21 protein-coding genes are annotated in these 18,443 nt (G+C 76.7%); 19 read left to right on the top strand and 2 right to left on the bottom strand.

Annotation, left to right across the window (positions count from 1 at the left end; all coding sequences use genetic code 11):
* Nucleotides 1–25 precede the first annotated feature (25 nt).
* The 8 genes from AB3388_RS12445 (at nucleotide 26) to AB3388_RS12480 (ending at nucleotide 7,335) form a co-directional block, all read left to right on the top strand.
* Nucleotides 26–1,978, top strand: a complete 1,953-nt coding sequence (locus AB3388_RS12445; protein WP_495411082.1) for a primosomal protein N' — start codon at nucleotides 26–28, stop codon at nucleotides 1,976–1,978.
* Nucleotides 1,979–1,993: 15 nt separating this feature from the next.
* Nucleotides 1,994–2,686 (top strand): aspartate/glutamate racemase family protein, encoded by a 693-nt coding sequence (locus AB3388_RS12450; protein ID WP_495411083.1) that lies wholly within the window; start codon nucleotides 1,994–1,996, stop codon nucleotides 2,684–2,686.
* Between the two features lie 23 nt (nucleotides 2,687–2,709).
* Nucleotides 2,710–3,267, top strand: a complete 558-nt coding sequence (gene def, locus AB3388_RS12455) for a peptide deformylase (protein WP_495411084.1) — start codon at nucleotides 2,710–2,712, stop codon at nucleotides 3,265–3,267.
* 5 nt (nucleotides 3,268–3,272) lie between these two features.
* On the top strand, nucleotides 3,273–4,190 hold the full coding sequence (fmt, locus tag AB3388_RS12460) for a methionyl-tRNA formyltransferase (protein ID WP_495411456.1): 918 nt from the start codon (nucleotides 3,273–3,275) through the stop codon (nucleotides 4,188–4,190).
* Nucleotides 4,187–5,572 carry an RsmB/NOP family class I SAM-dependent RNA methyltransferase gene (locus AB3388_RS12465; RefSeq protein WP_495411085.1) on the top strand — a complete coding sequence of 462 codons (1,386 nt, stop codon included), beginning with the start codon at nucleotides 4,187–4,189 and terminating at the stop codon, nucleotides 5,570–5,572. The genes fmt and AB3388_RS12465 overlap by 4 nt, the downstream gene beginning before the upstream one ends.
* 187 nt (nucleotides 5,573–5,759) lie before the next feature.
* The gene (locus AB3388_RS12470; RefSeq protein WP_495411086.1) at nucleotides 5,760–6,140 is read left to right on the top strand and encodes a hypothetical protein; all 381 of its coding nucleotides are present in this window, start codon (nucleotides 5,760–5,762) and stop codon (nucleotides 6,138–6,140) included.
* An 11-nt stretch (nucleotides 6,141–6,151) separates the two neighbouring features.
* Complete coding sequence (locus tag AB3388_RS12475) at nucleotides 6,152–6,679, top strand: sigma-70 family RNA polymerase sigma factor (protein WP_495411087.1); 528 nt, start codon at nucleotides 6,152–6,154, stop codon at nucleotides 6,677–6,679.
* Nucleotides 6,676–7,335, top strand: coding sequence for an anti-sigma factor family protein (locus AB3388_RS12480; protein WP_495411088.1), 660 nt, complete (start codon nucleotides 6,676–6,678; stop codon nucleotides 7,333–7,335). Before AB3388_RS12475 ends, AB3388_RS12480 begins: the two co-directional genes overlap by 4 nt.
* Nucleotides 7,336–7,341: 6 nt before the next feature.
* Here the strand turns inward: AB3388_RS12480 and AB3388_RS12485 are convergent, their stop codons facing one another.
* Nucleotides 7,342–7,917: a DinB family protein gene (locus tag AB3388_RS12485; RefSeq protein WP_495411457.1), complete on the bottom strand. Its 576-nt coding sequence runs from the start codon at nucleotides 7,915–7,917 to the stop codon at nucleotides 7,342–7,344.
* Between the two features lie 136 nt (nucleotides 7,918–8,053).
* On the opposite strand from AB3388_RS12485, the gene rpe reads away from it, so the two are divergent.
* Genes rpe through hisG form a run of 7 tightly spaced genes read left to right on the top strand, consistent with a single transcriptional unit; the run spans nucleotide 8,054 to nucleotide 13,376 of the window.
* Complete coding sequence (gene rpe, locus AB3388_RS12490; RefSeq protein ID WP_495411089.1) at nucleotides 8,054–8,728, top strand: ribulose-phosphate 3-epimerase; 675 nt, start codon at nucleotides 8,054–8,056, stop codon at nucleotides 8,726–8,728.
* A gap of 2 nt (nucleotides 8,729–8,730) precedes the next feature.
* Nucleotides 8,731–9,795, top strand: a complete 1,065-nt coding sequence (ribD, locus tag AB3388_RS12495; protein ID WP_495411090.1) for a bifunctional diaminohydroxyphosphoribosylaminopyrimidine deaminase/5-amino-6-(5-phosphoribosylamino)uracil reductase RibD — start codon at nucleotides 8,731–8,733, stop codon at nucleotides 9,793–9,795.
* Between the two features lies 1 nt (nucleotide 9,796).
* Nucleotides 9,797–10,429 (top strand): riboflavin synthase, encoded by a 633-nt coding sequence (locus AB3388_RS12500; protein WP_495411091.1) that lies wholly within the window; start codon nucleotides 9,797–9,799, stop codon nucleotides 10,427–10,429.
* Entirely contained in the window at nucleotides 10,426–11,700 is a 1,275-nt protein-coding gene (locus tag AB3388_RS12505) for a bifunctional 3,4-dihydroxy-2-butanone-4-phosphate synthase/GTP cyclohydrolase II (RefSeq protein ID WP_495411092.1), read from the top strand. The genes AB3388_RS12500 and AB3388_RS12505 overlap by 4 nt, the downstream gene beginning before the upstream one ends.
* Complete coding sequence (gene ribH / locus AB3388_RS12510) at nucleotides 11,697–12,221, top strand: 6,7-dimethyl-8-ribityllumazine synthase (protein WP_495411093.1); 525 nt, start codon at nucleotides 11,697–11,699, stop codon at nucleotides 12,219–12,221. The genes AB3388_RS12505 and ribH overlap by 4 nt, the downstream gene beginning before the upstream one ends.
* Nucleotides 12,218–12,481, top strand: coding sequence for a phosphoribosyl-ATP diphosphatase (locus AB3388_RS12515; RefSeq protein ID WP_495411094.1), 264 nt, complete (start codon nucleotides 12,218–12,220; stop codon nucleotides 12,479–12,481). Before ribH ends, AB3388_RS12515 begins: the two co-directional genes overlap by 4 nt.
* Nucleotides 12,482–12,509: 28 nt before the next feature.
* On the top strand, nucleotides 12,510–13,376 hold the full coding sequence (hisG, locus tag AB3388_RS12520) for an ATP phosphoribosyltransferase (protein WP_495411095.1): 867 nt from the start codon (nucleotides 12,510–12,512) through the stop codon (nucleotides 13,374–13,376).
* Between the two features lie 310 nt (nucleotides 13,377–13,686).
* Here the strand turns inward: hisG and AB3388_RS12525 are convergent, their stop codons facing one another.
* A complete protein-coding gene (locus tag AB3388_RS12525) occupies nucleotides 13,687–14,697 on the bottom strand; it encodes an oxamate carbamoyltransferase subunit AllH family protein (RefSeq protein WP_495411096.1) in 1,011 nt (336 codons plus the stop codon).
* A gap of 404 nt (nucleotides 14,698–15,101) precedes the next feature.
* Here AB3388_RS12525 and AB3388_RS12530 point away from each other — a divergent pair, with 404 nt between their 5' ends.
* From AB3388_RS12530 to AB3388_RS12545, 4 genes are read left to right on the top strand one after another with little or no spacing between them, the layout of a single operon-like run.
* Nucleotides 15,102–16,916: a PucR family transcriptional regulator gene (locus tag AB3388_RS12530; RefSeq protein ID WP_495411097.1), complete on the top strand. Its 1,815-nt coding sequence runs from the start codon at nucleotides 15,102–15,104 to the stop codon at nucleotides 16,914–16,916.
* A 13-nt stretch (nucleotides 16,917–16,929) separates the two neighbouring features.
* Complete coding sequence (locus AB3388_RS12535; protein ID WP_495411098.1) at nucleotides 16,930–17,670, top strand: DUF5995 family protein; 741 nt, start codon at nucleotides 16,930–16,932, stop codon at nucleotides 17,668–17,670.
* Nucleotides 17,671–17,689: 19 nt separating this feature from the next.
* Entirely contained in the window at nucleotides 17,690–18,073 is a 384-nt protein-coding gene (locus tag AB3388_RS12540; protein WP_495411099.1) for a YidH family protein, read from the top strand.
* On the top strand, nucleotides 18,070–18,429 hold the full coding sequence (locus AB3388_RS12545; protein ID WP_495411100.1) for a DUF202 domain-containing protein: 360 nt from the start codon (nucleotides 18,070–18,072) through the stop codon (nucleotides 18,427–18,429). Before AB3388_RS12540 ends, AB3388_RS12545 begins: the two co-directional genes overlap by 4 nt.
* The last annotated feature ends 14 nt before the right edge of the window (nucleotides 18,430–18,443 follow it).

An 18,443-nucleotide genomic window follows, 5' to 3' on the forward strand; every position in this document is an offset into this window, starting at 1 on the left:
CGGTACCGACGGGGAGACTCGTCCGGTGTTGATCGCGCGGGTCGTCGTCGACGTGCCGCTCGCGCACCTGGACCGGCCCTTCGACTACGCCGTCCCCGAGGAGCTCGCCGACGACGTCCGGCCCGGCTGCCGGGTGCGGGTGCGCTTCGCCGGCCAGCTCGTCGACGGCTTCGTGCTCGAGCTCGCCGGCTCCACCGAGCACGGCGGCAAGCTGGCGCCGCTGGCCAGGCTGGTCTCCGGCGAGCCCGTGCTCACCCCCGAGGTCGCCGCGCTGGCCCGCTCGGTGGCCGACCGCTGGGGCGGCACGATGATCGACGTCCTGCGGCTGGCGATCCCGCCCCGCCGGGCGGCGCCGGAGAAGCGGCCGCGGACCGACCCCGTCCCGCCGCCGGAGCCCCCGGGCCCGGCCGGGCTCGCCCGCTACCCGACGGGCCCGGCGCTGCTCGACGCCGTCGCCTCCGGCGCGCCCGCCCGCGCCGTGTGGACCGCGCTGCCCGGGGAGGACTGGCCGGCCCGGCTGGCCGAGCTGTGCCAGGCCGCGCTGTCGGGTGGGCGGGGCGCGCTGGTCGTCGTCCCGGACGGCAAGGACCTCGACCGGCTCGAGGCGGCCGCCGCGCGGGTCCTGCCGAAGGGGTCGTTCGTCGTGCTGCGGGCCGACGCCGCGCCGGACACCCGCTACCGGCGCTTCCTCGACGCCGCCCGGGGCAGCGCCACGGTCGTGCTCGGCACCCGGGCGGCCGCCCTGGCGCCGGTCGCCGACCTCGGCCTGGTGGCGATCTGGGACGACGGCGACGACCTGCACGCCGAGCCGAGGGCTCCCTACGCGCACGCCCGCGACGTGCTCGTGCACCGCGCCCACCTGGCCTCCTGCGCGGCGGTCGTGGCCGCCACCGCGCGCACCGCCGAGGCGGCGCTGCTGGTCGAGTCCGGCTGGGCGCACGAGCTGGTCGCCGAGCGGGCCGTGCTGCGGGCCGCCGCGCCCCGCGTGCAGGCGCTGGGGGACGACGCCGAGCTGGCCCGCGACCCCGCGGCCCGCACCGCGCGGCTGCCCAGCCTCGCCCATCGCGTCGCCCGGCAGGCGCTGGCCGACGGCGCGCCGGTGCTCGTGCAGGTGCCGCGCGCCGGTTACGCGCCCGGCCTGTCCTGCGCCCGCTGCCGCGCGCCCGCCCGGTGCGCGGTCTGCTCGGGTCCGCTCGGCATCGCGGCCACGCCCGGCCCCGGCGGGTCCCGGGTGCCGGCCTGCCGGTGGTGCGCCCGGCCCGCGGCCACCTTCGACTGCCCGCACTGCCACCACACCAAGCTGCGCGCCTCCGTCGTCGGGGCCGCCCGCACCGCCGAGGAGCTGGGCCGGGCGTTCCCCGGGGCGGCGGTCCGGATCTCCGGCCGCGGCTCCGGCGTGCTCGCGACCGTGCCGGGCGGGCCGGCCGTCGTCGTCGCCACGCCGGGGGCGGAGCCGGTGGCAGAGGGCGGCTACGGGGCGGCGCTGCTGCTCGACTCGTGGGCGCTGCTCGCCCGGGCGGACCTGCGGGCGGGGGAGGAGACCCTGCGCCGCTGGATGAACGCGGCCACCCTCGTGCGGTCCGGCGGGCAGGTGGTCGTGGCCGCGGACGCCGCGCACCCCGTCGTCCAGGCGCTGGTGCGCTGGGACCCGGCCTGGCTGGCCGAGCGCGAGCTGGCCGACCGCCGGGCGCTGGGCTTCCCGCCGGCCACCCGGATGGCGGCGCTGTCGGGCACCCCCGCCGCGCTGGCGGAGTTCCTCGAGGCGGCCCGGCTGCCCGCCGACGCCGACCTGCTGGGGCCGGTGCCCGAGCCGCCCCGCCCGGGCCAGGACGACGAGCGCGAGCGCTACCTGGTGCGGGTGCCGCGCACCGAGGGGTTGGGGCTGGCTCGCGCGCTGGCCGAGGTGCAGGGCGTGCGCAGCGCGAAGAAGGTCGCCGAGCACGTCCGCGTGCAGCTGGACCCGCTCGAGCTCGTGTGACGCCAGGATGGCCGGATGCGGACCATCGGGCTGCTCGGCGGGATGAGCTGGGAGAGCAGCGCCCTGTACTACCGGCTGCTCAACGAGACCGTCCGGGAGCGGCTCGGCGGCCTGCACTCGGCACACTGTGTGCTCCTGTCGGTCGACTTCGCGGGGATCGAGCGGCTGCAGGTCGCCGGCGACTGGGCCCGCGCCGGGGAGCTGCTGGCCGCCGACGCGAAGGCGCTGGAGGCAGCCGGCGCCGACCTCGTCCTGCTCTGCACCAACACCATGCACCGGGTCGCCGACGCGCTCACCGCCGTCCTCGGGGTGCCGCTGCTGCACATCGGGGACGTGACCGCCGCCGCGGTCCGCACGGCCGGGCTGGGCCGGATCGGGCTGCTCGGGACGGCGTTCACGATGGAGCAGGCGTTCATGGCCGACCGGCTGGCCGCGCACGGGCTCGACGTGCTGGTCCCCGAGCCCGCCGACCGCGCCGAGGTGCACCGGATCATCTACGAGGAGCTCTGCCTCGGCCTCGTCCGCGACGAGTCCCGCGCCGCCTACCGGGCCGTCGTGCAGAGGCTGGTGGCCCGCGGCGCCGAGGGCGTCGTCCTCGGCTGCACCGAGATCGAACTGCTCCTCGGCGAGGACGACGTCGACGTCCCGGTGTTCCCGACGACGAGGCTGCACGTCGACGCGGCCGTGACTGCCGCACTGGCCCCCTGAGCCCGCCACCTACCCTGGTCGGCGTGAGCGTCACCCCGATCCGCCTGATGGGCGATCCCGTCCTCCGCACCCCTGCCGCCCCGGTCGTCGACTTCGACCGCGAGCTGCGGCAGCTGGTCACCGACCTGACCCACACCATGCACGCCGCCGGCGGCGCCGGGCTGGCCGCCCCGCAGATCGGCGTGGGCCTGCGGGTGTTCACCTGGTACGTCGACGGCGAGGTCGGGCACCTGGTCAACCCGGACGTGACGCCGGTCGGGGAGGAGATGGACGAGGCCGAGGAGGGCTGCCTGTCCATCCCCGGGTTCCGCTTCGACTGCCGCCGGCACCTCCACGTCGCCGCCACCGGCTGGAACATGCACGGCGACCCGGTGCGGATCGAGGGCTCGCACATGCTCGCCCGCGCGGTGCAGCACGAGGTCGACCACCTCGACGGCGTGCTGTTCGTCGACCGCCTGGACGCCGCGGCCCGGGAGGCCGCGCTCGCCGTCCTCCGCGACGCCGAGTGGGCCGGCGAGCAGGCCTACCTGCCGGCCGGCGAGCCGGTGCCGGCGCCGGTCGTGAAGGTGAGCCCGCACTGAGACTGCTGTTCGCGGGCACCCCGGAGCCCGCCGTCCCCTCGCTGGAGGCGCTGCTCGCCTCCGGGCACGAGGTGGCCGCCGTCCTCACCCGGCCGGACGCCGCGTCCGGCCGCGGCCGGAGGATGCACCGGTCGCCGGTCGCGGAGCGGGCCGACGCCGCCGGGCTCCCCGTGCTGCAGCCGCGCTCCCCGCGGGAGCCGGAGTTCCTCGCGCGGCTCGCCGAGCTCGCCGTCGACTGCGTGCCGGTCGTCGCCTACGGCGCGCTCGTCCCGGTCGCGGCGCTGGAGATCCCGCGGCACGGCTGGGTCAACCTGCACTTCTCGCTGCTGCCGGCCTGGCGCGGCGCCGCCCCGGTGCAGCACGCGCTCATGGCCGGTGACGAGGTCACCGGCGCCTCGACCTTCCGGATCGAGAAGGGGCTCGACACGGGGCCGGTGTACGGCACCCTCACCGAGACGATCGGCCCCCGCGACACCGCGGGCGACCTGCTGACCCGCCTCGCCGGCAGCGGCGCGCGGCTGCTGGTCGCCACGCTCGACGGCATCGAGGCCGGCACGCTCGAGCCGCGCCCGCAGCCCGCCGACGGGATCAGCCTGGCGCCGCGGATCGAGGTCGCCGACGCCCGGGTCGACTGGGCGCTGCCGGCGCACGTCGTCGACCGGCGCATCCGCGGGGTCACCCCGGCGCCGGGCGCGTGGACGACGTGGCGCGGCGAGCGGCTGCGGGTCGGCCCGGTCGAGCTCGTCGCCGACGCCCCGGCCCTGGAGCCGGGCGAGCTCGCGGTCGGCAAGCAGGTGCTCGTCGGCACCGGCCGCGGCGCCGTCCGGCTCGGCCAGGTGCAGCCGGCCGGCAAGCGGATGCTGCCCGCCGCCGACTGGGCCCGCGGCGCCCGCCCGGCGCCGGGGGAGAAGGCCGGGGAGTGACCGGCCCCCGACGACCCCGGCGGGGCCCCCGGCCGGGACGGCGGCCCGCGCCGCGCCCGCAGCTCGACGGCGCCCGGCTGACCGCCTACGACGTCCTGGACGGCGTCACCTCCCGCGACGCCTACGCCAACCTCCTGCTGCCGCAGCTGCTGCGCGAGCGCGAGCTGGAGCCCCGGGACGCCGCGTTCACCACCCAGCTCACCTACGGCGCGCTGCGCGCCCGGGGCACCCTCGACGCGGTGCTCGCCCGGCTGGTCGACCGGCCGCTGGCCGACCTCGACCCGCGGGTGCTCGACCTGCTCCGCCTCGGCACCTACCAGCTGCTGGACCTGCGCGTGCCCGCCCACGCGGCGGTCGCGACCACCGTCGACCTGACCCGCGCCATCGTCGGCGCGGGCGCCTCCGGCCTGGTCAACGCGGTGCTGCGCAAGGTGGCCGCGGGCGGCGACCGCGCGCAGTGGCTGGCCATGCTCGGCGCCACCGGCGACGAGCGGCTCGCGCTGGCCACCGACCACCCGGTCTGGATCGTGCAGGCCTGGCGGGACGCCCTGGGGGACGACGTCGAGCTCGAGGCGGCGCTGCTCGCCGACGACGCCGCCCCCGAGGTGCACCTGGCCGCCCGGCGGATCGACCGCGACGAGCTGGTCCGGCAGTCCGGCGGCGAGCCGGGGCCGTGGTCGCCGTACGCCGTCCGGCTGCACGGCGGCGACCCGGGCCGGGTGCCCGCCGTCCGCGAGGGCGCCGCCGCCGTCCAGGACGAGGGCAGCCAGCTGGCGGCGCTCGCCCTGGCCCGGGCGCCGCTGGACGGCCCGGAGACCGCCTGGCTGGACATGTGCGCCGGGCCCGGCGGCAAGGCCGGGCTGCTGGCGGCGGTCCGCCCCGCCGGCGTGCGGCTCACCGCCGCCGACCGCGCCCCGCACCGGGCCGAGCTGGTCCGCCGGGCCCTCGACGGCAGCGAGGACGTCGAGGTGCTGGTGGCCGACGGCCGGACCCCGCCGTGGTCCGAGGCCGCGTTCGACCGGGTGTTGCTGGACGCGCCGTGCACCGGCCTCGGTGCGCTGCGCCGGCGGCCGGAGGTGCGCTGGCGGCGGACGCCGGACGACGTCCCCCCGCTGGCCGGGCTGCAGGCCGAGCTGCTGGCCGGCGCCCTGCGCTCGGTCCGGCCCGGCGGGGTGGTCGCCTACGTGACCTGCTCCCCGCACACCGCCGAGACCGTCGAGGTGGTCGACGCGGCCGCCGGCCGGGACGACGTCGAGGTGCTGCCGGTGGCGCCGCTGTTCCCCGAGGTCCCCGGGATCGCCCGCGGGGACGCAGCCCAGCTGTGGCCGCACCGGCACGGCACCGACGCGATGTTCATGGCCCTGCTGCGCCGCACCCGCTGACCGGCGCGACGCGCCCGTCTCCTGTGAACCGATCGGCGTCCAGCGCCCGTGAACCGGGATGGATCGCCATCGACGGGAGGCACCGGATGCCCGCACGAACCCCAGGCGCGGCGGCCTAGCCATGCGGCCCGCCTCCCTCCTCGAACGGACTGCCGCCCCGACGGCCCCGCGAATTCTGACCCTGTTCGTGCGCGTCGTCGGGGCGGCGCTCCTCGTGATCACCGGCTGGCTCCACCTGGACCTGTGGCTCGACGGGTACCGCGACATCGCCTGGATCGGCCCGCTGTTCCTGGTCAACGTCGTGCTGGCCGGGCTCGCGGCGCTCGCGGTGCTCCTCGCGCCGGCCCGCTGGCTGCCCTGGGTGGCCCTGCTGGCCGGGCTGCTGGAGATCGGCACGCTGGGCGGGCTGGTGCTCAGCCTGACCACCGGGCTGTTCGGCTTCCACGAGTCGATCCAGGCCCAGTACGTCGTCCCGACGATCATCGTGGAGTCGGCCGGCTTCCTCGTGCTCGCCGGCTACTTCGCCTACGAGTTCGGAAGGTCTCGACAGCGCGGGCGCCGAGCGTGATCGTGGGCTCTGTGAGCCGGATCGGGGCGGAGGCCGACGACGAAGAAGTCCTCCGCCGGCTGTGGGACGAGCACGCGGGTCCGCTGCTCGCCTTCGTCCTGCGGCTGACCGGCGGGGACCGCGGCCGAGCCGAGGACGTGGTCCAGGAGACGCTGCTGCAGGCCTGGCGGCATCCCGAGGTGCTCGACCCCGAGCGTGGTCCGGTCCGGCCGTGGCTGCTGACCGTGGCGCGGCGGGTCGCGATCGACCACTACCGGGCGCGCCAGGCCCGGCCGAGCGAGGTCGGCGACGAGGGCCTGGCCGACCTCATGACCGACGACGGGATCGACGAGGCGCTGGAGCGCTGGCTGGTCGCCGACGCCCTCGCCTCGCTCGCACCCGCGCATCGCGAGGCACTGCTGCACACCTACTACGCCGGACGCACCGTCAGCGAGGCGGCTACCGTGCTGGGCATCCCCGTCGGCACGGTGAAGTCCCGGGTGTTCTACGGGCTGCGCGCGTTGCGGCTCGCGCTCGAGGAGAGGGGGGTGGCGACGTGAGATGTGATCAGGAGATCTCGGTCGGTGCCTACGTCCTCGACGCGCTGGAGCCCGACGAGCAGCTGCGGATGGCTCAGCACGTGCACGAGTGCCCCGCGTGCGCCGAGACCCTGCGCGAGCTGGAGGGCCTGCCGCGGCTGCTGGCCGTGGTGCCGACGCCGGGCGAGGAACCGGTGGCGCCGGTGCCCAGCGAACTGGCCTACGAGCGGTTCCGCCGCAAGGCCACCGAGCCCGTGCCGGCCGCGCCGCGGCGGCGGCGGAGCACACGGTGGTGGGTCGCGGTCGCCGCCGCGGCGCTGCTCGTCGTCGGTGCGGTGACGACCGGCGTCGTCGCCCTGCTGACCCCGGACCCCATGGTCGCGGAGGCCACGGAGAACGGCCTGCACCTGACCGCCTCCTACCTGCCCGCCGACAACGGCGGCACCAAGGTCAGGATCGAGCTCGAGGGTGTGCAGCTCGGGCAGTGGTGCGAGCTGCTCGCGGTCGACGAGGCGGGCAACCACTTCGCCGCGGACGAGCCGTGGCAGGTGACCTACCGGGGGCCCTACCACTGGTCGGGCTGGATCGACATCCCCGCCGAGGACGTCGCCTGGTTCCTCGTCCGCGACAAGGAGGGGTCCCAGCTGATCGCCGCGCCCGCCAGCCGGCCGGCGTAGACCGGCTCACCACGGGGGCGGGCTGCCGCGGCGGCGGGGCCGGCCGTCCCACTCGTCCAGCGGCGCGCTCTGCCACCACCAGTCGGCGTCCGCCGGCGGGACGTCGCCGAGCGGCGCGCGCCCGGTGGCCTGGAGCAGCCGGCCCCACCCGTCGCCGGGCGGCGCCCAGGGCAGCACGCGGTCGACCACGCGGCCCGCGAGGGGGTCCAGGGCGGCGTCGTCCGGGTCCGGGCCGGTCGCCTCCCGCGTGTGCACGAGCAGCTCGGTGCACGCCATGCCGACCCAGCCGGCGCGGTCGGCGACCCCGGAGGGGTGGAAGGCCCGCTCGCCGTCGGCCAGGGCGGCCAGCAGGGCGGCCAGCTTCTCCGCGCCGAGCGTCAGCTGGGCGAGCAGCTCGGCCCGGGAGGCGCCGGGATCGCCGTCCCGCGGCGGCGCCAGCTGCCCGGCCGCCCGGGTGGTGACGTAGGCCGAGTAGAGCTCCATCACGTCGACCAGGTGGTCCAGCGTGCGGTGCGGCGTCCACTCGGGTGCCGGCCGCTCCCATCCCTCCTCGGGAGGACGGCGAAGCGGCGGACCGCCCAGTGGGCGGCCGCGTGCAGGTCATCAGGGGTCAGCACGGCCCCCGTGAGCTGCCGGTTCGCCATGAGGCGCAGGCTAGTGGGGCACCCGGCCCGCCGCCCGGGAAGCGGTGATCACCGGCCACCTAGACTCGGCAGACGTGTCCCGCGCACCGCTGATCGCCCCGAGCCTGCTCGCGGCCGACTTCGCCCGCATCGCCGACGAGGCCCAGCGGGTCGCCGACGCCGACTGGCTGCACGTCGACGTGATGGACGCCCACTTCGTCCCCAACCTCACCCTGGGGCCGCCCGTGGTGGAGGCGATCGCGCGGGTCAGCCCGGTCCCGCTGGACTGCCACCTGATGATCGAGGCGCCCGAGCGCTGGGCGCCGCGCTACGCCGAGCTCGGCGCCCGCAACGTCACCGTGCACGCCGAGGCGTGCACCGGCGATCCCCGCGCCGTCGCCCGCGACCTGCGGGCGGCCGGCGCGCTGGCCGGCCTCGCGATCAAGCCGGGCACCCCGCTCGAGGACTACCTCGACGCGCTCGGAGAGTTCGACACCCTGCTGGTGATGACCGTCGAGCCGGGCTTCGGCGGCCAGGAGTTCATCGCCGAGGTGCTGCCCAAGGTCCGCCGGGCCCGCGAGCTGGTGGAGACCGGGCACCTGTCGCTGTTCGTCGAGGTCGACGGCGGCATCAACCCCGACACCATCGAGCAGGCCGCCGAGGCCGGCGCCGACGTCTTCGTGGCCGGCACCGCGGTCTTCGGCGCCGACGACCCGGGCAAGGCCATCGCCGCGCTGCGCGCGCAGGCCGACGCCGCCGCGCGCGGCTGACGGTGGACGTCTCGCCGGCCGAGCGGTCCGCCATGGCGCGCGCCCGCGAGCTCGGCGCGGCCGTCCTCGGCTCGACCAGCCCCAACCCGCCGGTCGGCGCGGTGGTCCTCGCCGCCGACGGCACGGTGGCCGGGGAGGGGGGCACCGCCCCGCCGGGCGGCCCGCACGCCGAGGTCCGCGCGCTGGAGCAGGCCGGGGAGCGCGCCCGCGGCGGCACCGCCGTCGTCACGCTGGAGCCGTGCGCGCACACCGGCCGCACCGGTCCGTGCGCGGACGCCCTGATCGCGGCCGGGATCGCCCGCGTCGTCGTCGCCGTCCCCGAGCCGACCGAGCTCGCCGTGGGCGGCGCCTCGCGGTTGCGGGAGGCCGGCGTCGACGTGGTCCTCGGGTTCGAGGAGGCCGAGGCGGCCGACGGCGCGCTGGCCTCGTGGCTGACCGGCGTCCACGAGCAGCGCCCCCGGGTGGTGTGGAAGGTCGGCGCGACGCTCGACGGCCGGGTGGCCGCGGCCGACGGCACCAGCCGGTGGATCACCGGGCCGGAGGCCCGGGCCGCGGTGCACCGGCTGCGGGCCGGCTGCGACGCCGTCGTCGTCGGGGTGGGGACGGCGCTGGCCGACGACCCGCAGCTGACCGTGCGCGACGCCGAGGGCCGCGACGCCGTCCGCCAGCCGCTGCGGGTGGTCGTGGACCGCGGCGGCCGGCTGCCGGCCACCGCGCGGGTCCTCGACGACGCCGCGCCGACCCTGGTCAGCGCCGCGGCGGCGCCGCGCGAGCTGCTCGCCGAGTTGTTCGGGCGCGGCGTCCGCCGGGTGCTGCTGGAGGGCGGCCCCACGCTGGCCGCGTCCTTCCTCCGCGACGGCGTGGTGGACGAGGTCGTGGTGCACCTCGCGCCGAAGCTGCTGGGCGCCGGTCCCTCGTTGGTGGGAGACCTGGGAATCGCGACGATCGCCGGCGCGCTGTCCCTGGAGCTCGTGGACGTCACCCGGCTGGGCGGGGACGTGCAGCTACGGCTGCGCCCGACCCGGCACACTGAGGGTGGCGCACGGCGTACGAACGGGAGGTCCTGAGGTGTTCACCGGCATCGTCGAGGAGGTCGGCACCCTGCTGGTCCGCGAAGACCAGTCGGACGCCGCGCGGCTGCTGATCCGGGCGTGCACGGTCCTCGACGGCGTCGCCCTGGGCGACTCCATCGCGGTCAACGGCGTGTGCCTGACGGTCACCGACGTCCGCCCCGACGACGGCCCCGAGCCGGGTCAGTCGATCTGGGGCACCGACGTCATGGCCGAGACGCTCGCGCGCAGCAGCCTCGGCGCCCTCGCCGCCGGCGACCCGGTCAACCTGGAGCGGGCGGTCACCGCGCACACCCGGCTCGGCGGCCACCTCGTGCAGGGCCACGTCGACGGCGTCGGCCGCGTGCTCGACCGCACGCCCGGTGAGCACTGGGAGGTCGTCCGGCTCGCCCTGCCGCCGCAGCTGGCCCGCTACGTCGTCGAGAAGGGCTCGATCACCGTCGACGGCGTCTCCCTCACCGTCAGCGCGGTCAGCGCGGCAGCCGACCCCGAGCCGTGGTTCGAGGTCAGCCTCATCCCCACCACCCTCCGGGAGACCACGCTGGGCGTCCGCGCCCCGGGTGACCCGGTCAACCTGGAGGTCGACGTGATCGCCAAGTACGTGGAACGACTCCTGGAGGCACGGCGGTGACCGATTCCCTCCGCCTGGACTCGATCGAGGACGCCATCGCCGCCATCAAGGACGGCCGGGCGGTCGTCGTCATCGACGACGAGGACCGTGAGAACGAGGGCGACCTGATCTTCGCCGCCGAGCTCGCGACCCCCGAGCTGGTGGCGTTCATGGTCCGCTACACCTCCGGCTACATCTGCGTCCCGGTGACCGAGGGCGACGCCGACCGGCTGGACCTGCCGCCGATGTTCCGGGTCAACCAGGACCGCCGCGGCACGGCCTACACGGTCACCGTCGACGCCCGCGAGGGCGTGAGCACGGGCATCTCCGCCGCCGACCGGGCGCACACCATCCGGCTGCTCGCCGACCCGACGACCTCCCCGGCGGACCTCACCCGGCCCGGCCACATCGTGCCGCTGCGGGCCAAGGACGGCGGCGTGCTGCGCCGGCCCGGGCACACCGAGGCCGCGGTCGACCTCGCGGTGCTCGCCGGGCTGCGGCCGGCCGGGGTGCTCTGCGAGATGGTCAGCGAGAAGAACCCGACCGGCATGGCCCGCGGGGACGAGCTGCGGGTGTTCGCCGACGAGCACGACCTGTGCCTGATCTCGATCGCCGACCTGATCGCCTACCGCAAGCGGTTCGACAAGCTGGTCACGCGGGTCGCCGAGGCGAGCGTGCCGCTCGCCCCGGGCACCTTCACGGCGGTGGGCTACGCCAGCTCGTACGACAACCGCGAGCACGTCGCGTTCGTGATCGGCGACATCGGGGACGGCGAGGACGTGCTGGTGCGCGTGCACTCCGAGTGCCTCACCGGCGACGTGTTCGGCTCGCTGCGCTGCGACTGCGGGCCGCAGCTGCAGGCGGCGCTCGAGGCGGTCGCGCAGGAGGGCCGCGGCGTCGTCCTCTACATCCGGGGGCACGAGGGCCGGGGGATCGGCCTGCTGCACAAGCTGCAGGCCTACCAGCTGCAGGACGCCGGCGTGGACACCGTCGACGCCAACCTCGACCTCGGCCTGCCCGCCGACGCCCGCGACTACGGCACCGGCGCGCAGATCCTGGTGGATCTCGGCGTGCACACCATGCGGCTGCTCACCAACAACCCGGCCAAGCGCGCGGGCCTGGAGGGCTACGGGCTGAAGATCGTCGGCCGGGTGCCGCTGCCCAGCCACGTGACCGCCGAGAACCTGGCCTACCTGCGCACCAAGCGGGACCGGATGGGCCACCTGCTCGACATCATCGAGCCGGAGACCGAGGCCGGTCCCGCCGACACCCCCGCGCAGGAGCAGCTGTGAGTGGTCAGGGCGCGCCGGAGGCGGCGGCGGTCGACGCGACCGGGCTGACCCTCGGCATCGTCGCGACGACCTGGCACGCCGAGCTCACCGCCGCGCTGCTCGAGCGGGCGATCGCCGCGGCGAAGGAGTCCGGCGTGGACGAGCCGACCGTCGTCCGGGTGCCGGGCGCGATCGAGCTGCCGGTGGTCGCCCAGGCGCTGTGCGAGCGGCACGACGCCGTCGTGGCGCTGGGCGTCGTCGTCCGGGGCGGCACGCCGCACTTCGAGTACGTCTGCGACTCGGTCACCGCGGGCCTGACCCGCGTGGCGCTGGACGCCGGCAAGCCGGTCGGCAACGGCGTCCTCACGACCGACGACGAGCAGCAGGCCCGGGACCGGGCGGGGCTGCCCGGCTCGGTGGAGGACAAGGGCTGGGAGGCCACCATCGCCGCGCTGCAGACCGCGCTCGTGCTCCGCGACCTGCGCGCCCCGCAGCGGCCGACCGGCTTCCGCATCACGCCCGCCGCGGGCGGCCGCGCGTGAAGACCTTCGACGAGCTGTTCGCCGAGCTGGCCGGCAAGGTCGCCGCCGCCGACCCCGCCTCGGGCACCGTGACCGCCGTCCGCGACGGCGTGCACGCCGCGGGCAAGAAGGTCGTGGAGGAGGCGGCCGAGTCGTGGATGGCCGCCGAGCACGAGTCCCCCGAGCGGACGGCGGAGGAGATCAGCCAGCTCCTCTATCGGGTGCAGGTGCTCATGCTGGCGCGGGGTCTGACGCTCGACGACGTCTACGCTCACCTGTAGTCACCCCGGTCGGACAGGAGCTCCCGCAGTGCTGCGCATCGCCGTGCCCAACAAGGGCGTCCTGAGCGAGCCCGCGGCCGAGATGCTCGCCGAGAGCGGCTACCGGCAGCGGCGCAGCACCAAGGACCTCGCCGTCTACGACCCCGACAGCGACACCGAGTTCTTCTACCTGCGGCCGCGCGACATCGCCGTCTACGTCGCCTCCGGCACCCTCGACGTGGGCATCACCGGCCGCGACATGCTGCTGGAGACCGCGCCGCCGGACGGCGAGGGGCCGTCCGCGGTCGAGGTCATGTCGCTGGGCTTCGGCCGCTCGTCGTTCCGGTTCGCCGCGCCGGTGGAGTCGGGCATCGAGGGGATCGAGCAGCTCGCCGGCAAGCGGATCGCCACCGCCTACCCGGTGCTGCTGCAGCGCTACCTCGCCGACGCCGGCATCAAGGCCGCCGTCGTCAAGCTCGACGGTGCCGTGGAGACCGCCTGCCGCCTCGGCGTCGCCGACGCCGTGTGCGACGTCGTCGAGACCGGGACGACGCTGCGCGCGGCCGGCCTGCAGACCGTCGGCGACGCGGTGCTGACCAGCGAGGCGATCCTGGTCCGCCGGCAGGGTGCCGAGGAGATCCCGGCCGTGGCCCAGCTGCGCCGGCGGCTGCGCGGCGTCCTGGTCGCCCGGCAGTACGTGATGCTCGACTACGACTGCCCGAACGAGCTGCTGGAGAAGGCGACCGCGATCACCCCCGGGCTCGAGGGCCCCACGGTCAGCCCCCTGCAGACGCCGGGGTGGTCGGCGGTGCGCGCCATGGTGCTGCAGACCGAGACCAACCGGGTGATGGACGACCTGTGGGAGCTCGGGGCGCGCGCCATCCTCGTGACGCGGATCCACGCCTCCCGCATCTAGGGCACCTCGTCCGCCCGTTGCTGGTGCTGGCGGCGCTGCTCCTCGCCGGGTGTGCCGGGCACGCCGGGCGCGACCGGGCAGCCGCGGGCGGACCAGCCGGTGCTCCTCGACGAGCTCGCGGTGGAGCTCGACCGCGGCGACGGGGCGCCGGCCCAGCGCTGGGCCCTCGTCTGCGGCGGCGCCGTCGCGGGCGACCTCCCCGACGCGGCGGCCCTCGGCGCGGGTGGCGACCACACCGCGAGGGCGGCGCCCCCCGCAACGCGACGAGGCCCCCCGCCCGCATCGGGCAGGGGGCCTCGTCGCCGAGCGGTCAGCGGACGCGCGCGGTGCGGTCCACGAGGTCGATCGCGGTGCACAGGCCGAGCGCCATGGCCCGGCCACTGGTGGAGCCGGTGGCCAGCAGGCCGGCGATCGCGGGGGCCAGCGGCCGCTCGCCGACCAGGCCGTGCAGGACGGCGGCGTACTCGCCACTGACCCGCCCCGCGGCCGCGTGCCGCAGCAGCGCCCGCGAGAGCTCCGTGGTGCGGCCGCCGGCCAGCGAGTAGACGCCCGCGGCGAAGCGCTCCGCGGCGGGGTGGCCGAGCAGCACCAGCCCGGCCATCGTGCCGGCCATGACGTCGTCGCCGGCCGGGGTGAGGCCGGGGCCGAGGCCGATCAGCCGGGCCGCCGTCCGCAGCGCCGCGTCGAGGTCCGCCCGGCGCACCGCGCCGCGCAGCGCCGCGAGCGGGCCGCCGGGACCGGTCGGCAGGCCGGGCAGGGTGAACGCGCTGTGCGGGACGCCCTCGCCGTAGAGCGCGTTGCGCAGCTGGCGCACGCCCTCGGGCAGCAGCGCCGGCCGCGGGTGCGGCAGCCGCGGCCGCGGGTCCCACCAGGCCGCCGCGCTCACCGCGAGGTCGCCGACGACGATCCGCCCGCCGCCGACCTCCGCGGGCGCCCCGGTGGGCAGGGCCACCAGCGGCCGGCCGTTGCTGGGGCGGAAGAGCACGCAGCCGAGCGGCAGCCGGGCGGCGTCGCTGGTGAGGACGCCGACCACGTCGGAGCCGCGCTCGGTGGCGACCTGCAGGTACACCGCGGCGGGCAGGCTCATGAGCACCCGCGCGGGGCGCACCGGCCCGCGCAGCAGCTCGGCGACGCCGGTGCTGGCCGACGCGGGGACGGCGGTGGCGGCGCGGGCGGGGGGAGCGGTCCGGGCGGCGGCCTGGGCGGACTCGCGGGGGAGGGGGATCAGCGGGAGCCCGGCGCGGGCGGCGCGTTCGCGGTGCGACGCCTCCGTCTGCGCGCGGTGGCCACCCGGGCCTGGGATGTCGTCGATGGTGCGCATGGCGGCGGCCCTTCAGCGGAGGCGTCGGCGGGGCGCCGGTGCTGGTGACCCCCCGCCCCGGCCCACCCCCGCCTGACGGAGGGCCCGGCGATCACCACCTCGGGTGACGGCCTACCATCCAGCGGGCTGAGACGAACCGGGTCTCGAACCTATGCGGCGCGTCGCACGCCCTTATATGGCGGATATCGCCAAGAATGAGGGACGGCGTCCAGGCACACCTGACAGCAGCGAGGAGTGTGGCACTCTGGACGGCAACCGAAGGGGGACAAGTCGTGACGCAGGGTGATGGCTCACTCGCGGCCACCACGCAACGTAGTTCTGCGACTCCGTTCCGTCGCGGCGGGAGCGGTGGGCGAGCCACATTCTCACAGCCGTTCGAGTCGCGCAGCAGCTGGCACGAGCGCATGGGGCTGACCCTCGACGAGGCGCTTCGGCTGCCCGGGCTCGCGGGCACCGCCGTCGTCGCCGGCGCCGGCGGCCTCGAGCGCGCGGTCCGGCACATGGTGGTCGACGACCCCTCCGACCCGCTCGCCGTCGCCGGTCCCGACGTGCTCGTCGTCCTCGGGGCGCGGCTGCCCCCGGCCGACCCGGCCAACTGCCGGGCGCTGGTGGAGCGCCTGGTCTCCATGGGCACGGCCGGGCTGGCGTTCCGCCGCGCCGAGGGACCCGCGCCGGTGCCCGGCGAGGTGCTGGCCGAGGCCGACCGCCGCGGTTTTCCCGTGCTGGCGCTGCCGTCCGGTGCGCGCATGGACGAGGTCCTCTCCGAGGTCCTCGGCGCCGTGGTGGCCAAGCAGAGCGAGGCGCTCGAGCTGTCCTCGCGGATGCAGAACCAGTTCATCGACGTCGCGCTCTCCGGCGGCGGGCTGGAGGAGGTCACCGAGCAGCTCGCCTCGTTCCTGGCGGGCGCCGCCGTCCTCGGGCTCGGGCCCGACCGCGAGATCGTCACCAGCGCCGGGCCCCCGGAGGACGTCGCCGAGATCAGCGACTGGCTGTGGCTGCTCGACGCCGCCGCGGACGACGCGCTCGCCGAGCTGGCCCCCGCGCGCCGGGTCTCCGCCGTCCGCGCCGACCAGAGCGTGGTCACCCCCGCCGACGTGCTCGCCGACGCCGACCTCTCGCCGGCCGACGGCATCCTGCTCGTGCCGGGCCACCACGAGCTGCCCGGCGGGGTGGGGGAGTACGCCGTCGCCCCGATCATGGCCGGCGACCAGCGGCACGGGTGGCTGGTGGCGGTCAACCGGACCGGCCCGCTGCTGGTCGGCTCCGGCGGTGTCCTCGAGCGCGCGGCGATGGTCAGCGCGCTGTCGGTGATCCGCCAGCAGGCCGTGCACTCGGTGGAGCTGCGGTTCCAGGGCGACCTGGTCCGCCGCCTCGTCGGTGGCTCGCTGCGGCACACCGAGCGGGCGCTGGCCCAGACCCGCTCGTTCGGCTGGCGGCTCGACGGCCCGGTCGTCGTCCTCGTCTCGGCGACCGAGACCGTCGCCGACCCCGCCGCCGACCCCACCCGCGCCCTCGACGTGCTCGACCGGCTGGCCGACGGCTGGCGGGCCGCCCTGGAGGGCGAGGTCGCCGGCGCCGCCGTCGCCGGCCTCTCCACCGAGATCGTCACCGTGCTGCCGCTCGACGGGCGCAGCCCGGAGGACGTCTCCTCGCTGGTGTCGGCGGTGACCTCGCGGGTGAACGCGCGGCTGCGGCGGGTGGGGCGTGTGCTCGGCACCGGCATCGGCCGCCCGGCGGCCACCATCGGCGGCCTGGGCGACGCCTACCAGCAGGCGCAGCGGGCGCTGTCGGTCGGGCAGGAGATCCACGGTACGGCGGCGGTCACGCACTTCGACCAGCTCGGCGTCTTCCGGCTGCTGTCGCTGATCCCCGACAGCACCGAGCTGCGTTCCTACGTCGACGAGGTGCTCGGCCCGCTGGCCGACAGCAGCGACCCGGACTCCGCCGACCTGCGCGAGACGCTGCGCGTGCTGCTGGAGACCAACCTCAACGTCGCTGAGTCGGCCCGCCGGCTGCACTTCCACTACAACACGATGCGCTACCGGATCGGCAAGCTCGAGCGGCTGCTCGGGCCGTTCACCTCCGACCCGACGCTGCGGCTGAACCTGCTGCTGGCCCTGCACGCCGCCCGGATGCGCGGGCTGGACCAGCCGCACCGCCCGCCGATCGAGTCGGTGCCCGCGCTGCTCACCGACGACGGCCTCGACGCGCTCATCTGACGAGGGAGGACGCGTGGGCGGAGAGGTCGACCGGCTCATCGCGCGGATGGCGGCGCTGCAGGCCGAGCTCGAGGCCGACGGCGATCCGGGCCGGTTCTTCCTCGGCACCTACCTGCGGATCACCCGGGCGGTCCGGGCCGCGCTGGACGACGCGCTGTTCGAGGACCCCGCGTGGCTGGAGCGGTGGGACGTCGACTTCGCCGGCCTCTACCTCGACGCGCTGGAGGCCTACCGCCGCGACCCGGCCACCGCGCCGGAGCCGTGGCGGCGGGCCTTCGGCGCCGACCCGGGGCTGCGGCCGGAGGGGCACGTGCTGCTCGGGGTGAACGCGCACATCAACTTCGACCTGCCGCGGTCGCTGGTCCGGGTCATCCCCGACGAGGAGTTCGCCGACCCGGCCGCCCTCGCCCTCAGGGAGCGCGACCACGAGCGGATCGACGCCGTGCTGGCCTCCCGCGTCGCCGCCGAGGACGTCGAGCTGCAGCGGGCCGGCGACCCCCGCACGCTCGTCGACCACGTGCTGGGCCCGCTCAACCGCACCGCGACCCGGCTGTTCCTGCGGGAGGCCCGCCGCAAGGTGTGGGCCAACACCGCCGTCCTGCACCGGGCCCGCCTCGCCGGCGAGGCCGAGCACCGGCGGCGGGTGGCCGAGCTCGAGGCGCTCAGCGCCGCCCGGATCGCCGACCTGCTGCGGCCCGGGCCGGTGCTGCTCCGCCTGGCCGTGCGCGGCTTCGGCGTCGCGCTGCCGGCCTGATCGGCCCTGGCGACAGGAGGTGAGGACGGCGGACGTCGACGGGCCGGACCGGCGGTTCCCGCGGCGCGTGTACGGCGTGGGAGAGGAGCCCGACCCCCGGTTCAGCCTGGCCAACGAGCGGACGTTCCTGGCGTGGATGCGCACCTCGCTGGCACTCTCCGCGGCGGGCGTCGCGCTCGAGGCCCTGGACGTCCCGATCGCGCCCGGCCTGCGCCTCGCCTGCGCACTGGTGCTGATCGGGCTGGGCCTGATGGCGCCCGTGCAGGCATGGCTGGGCTGGTCCGCGACCGAACGGGCGCTGCGCCGCTCGCGGCCTCTCCCCGCGCCCCGCCTGGCGCCCGTGCTCGCCGCCGGCGCCGTCGCGGCCGGCGCGCTGCTCGTCCTCGGTCTGCTGCTGCGGTGACCGACGACCCCGCCCGCGTGTTCGACAGCGGGTTGCAGGCCGAGCGGACCGCGCTCGCCTGGCGGCGGACCGCGCTCGCGATGGCGGTGGGTGCCATCGGCGCCGCCCGTCTGGCCGGCCCCGTCCTCGGCCTGCTCGCGGTTGTGCTGGGGGCTGTGGGTCTGCTCCAGGCCGGTGTCGTCGCCGTCTCGTCCGGACGGCGGTATCGGGCCGTCCACCGGTCGCTCACCAGGCGCGGCGACCTGGGGGATCTCGTCCAGGGCGGCCTGCCCATCGCCGCCCTGGCCGCCAGCGGGGTGGTGATCGCGCTGCTGGCCGTCGCGTTCGTGGTGTCCGACGACGTGGTGCTGCACTGAGCGGAGAGGAGTCC

This window comes from Geodermatophilus sp. SMS 5-13, from assembly GCF_059428245.1.

Bases quoted from the DNA above. Each gene is read 5' to 3' on its own strand.
- AB3388_RS12450 (WP_495411083.1), top strand. From the start codon at position 1,994: ATGCGGACCATCGGGCTGCTCGGCGGGATGAGCTGGGAGAGCAGCGCC.
- AB3388_RS12525 (WP_495411096.1), bottom strand. From the start codon at position 14,697: ATGCGCACCATCGACGACATCCCAGGCCCGGGTGGCCACCGCGCGCAG.
- AB3388_RS12530 (WP_495411097.1), top strand. From the start codon at position 15,102: ATGGGGCTGACCCTCGACGAGGCGCTTCGGCTGCCCGGGCTCGCGGGC.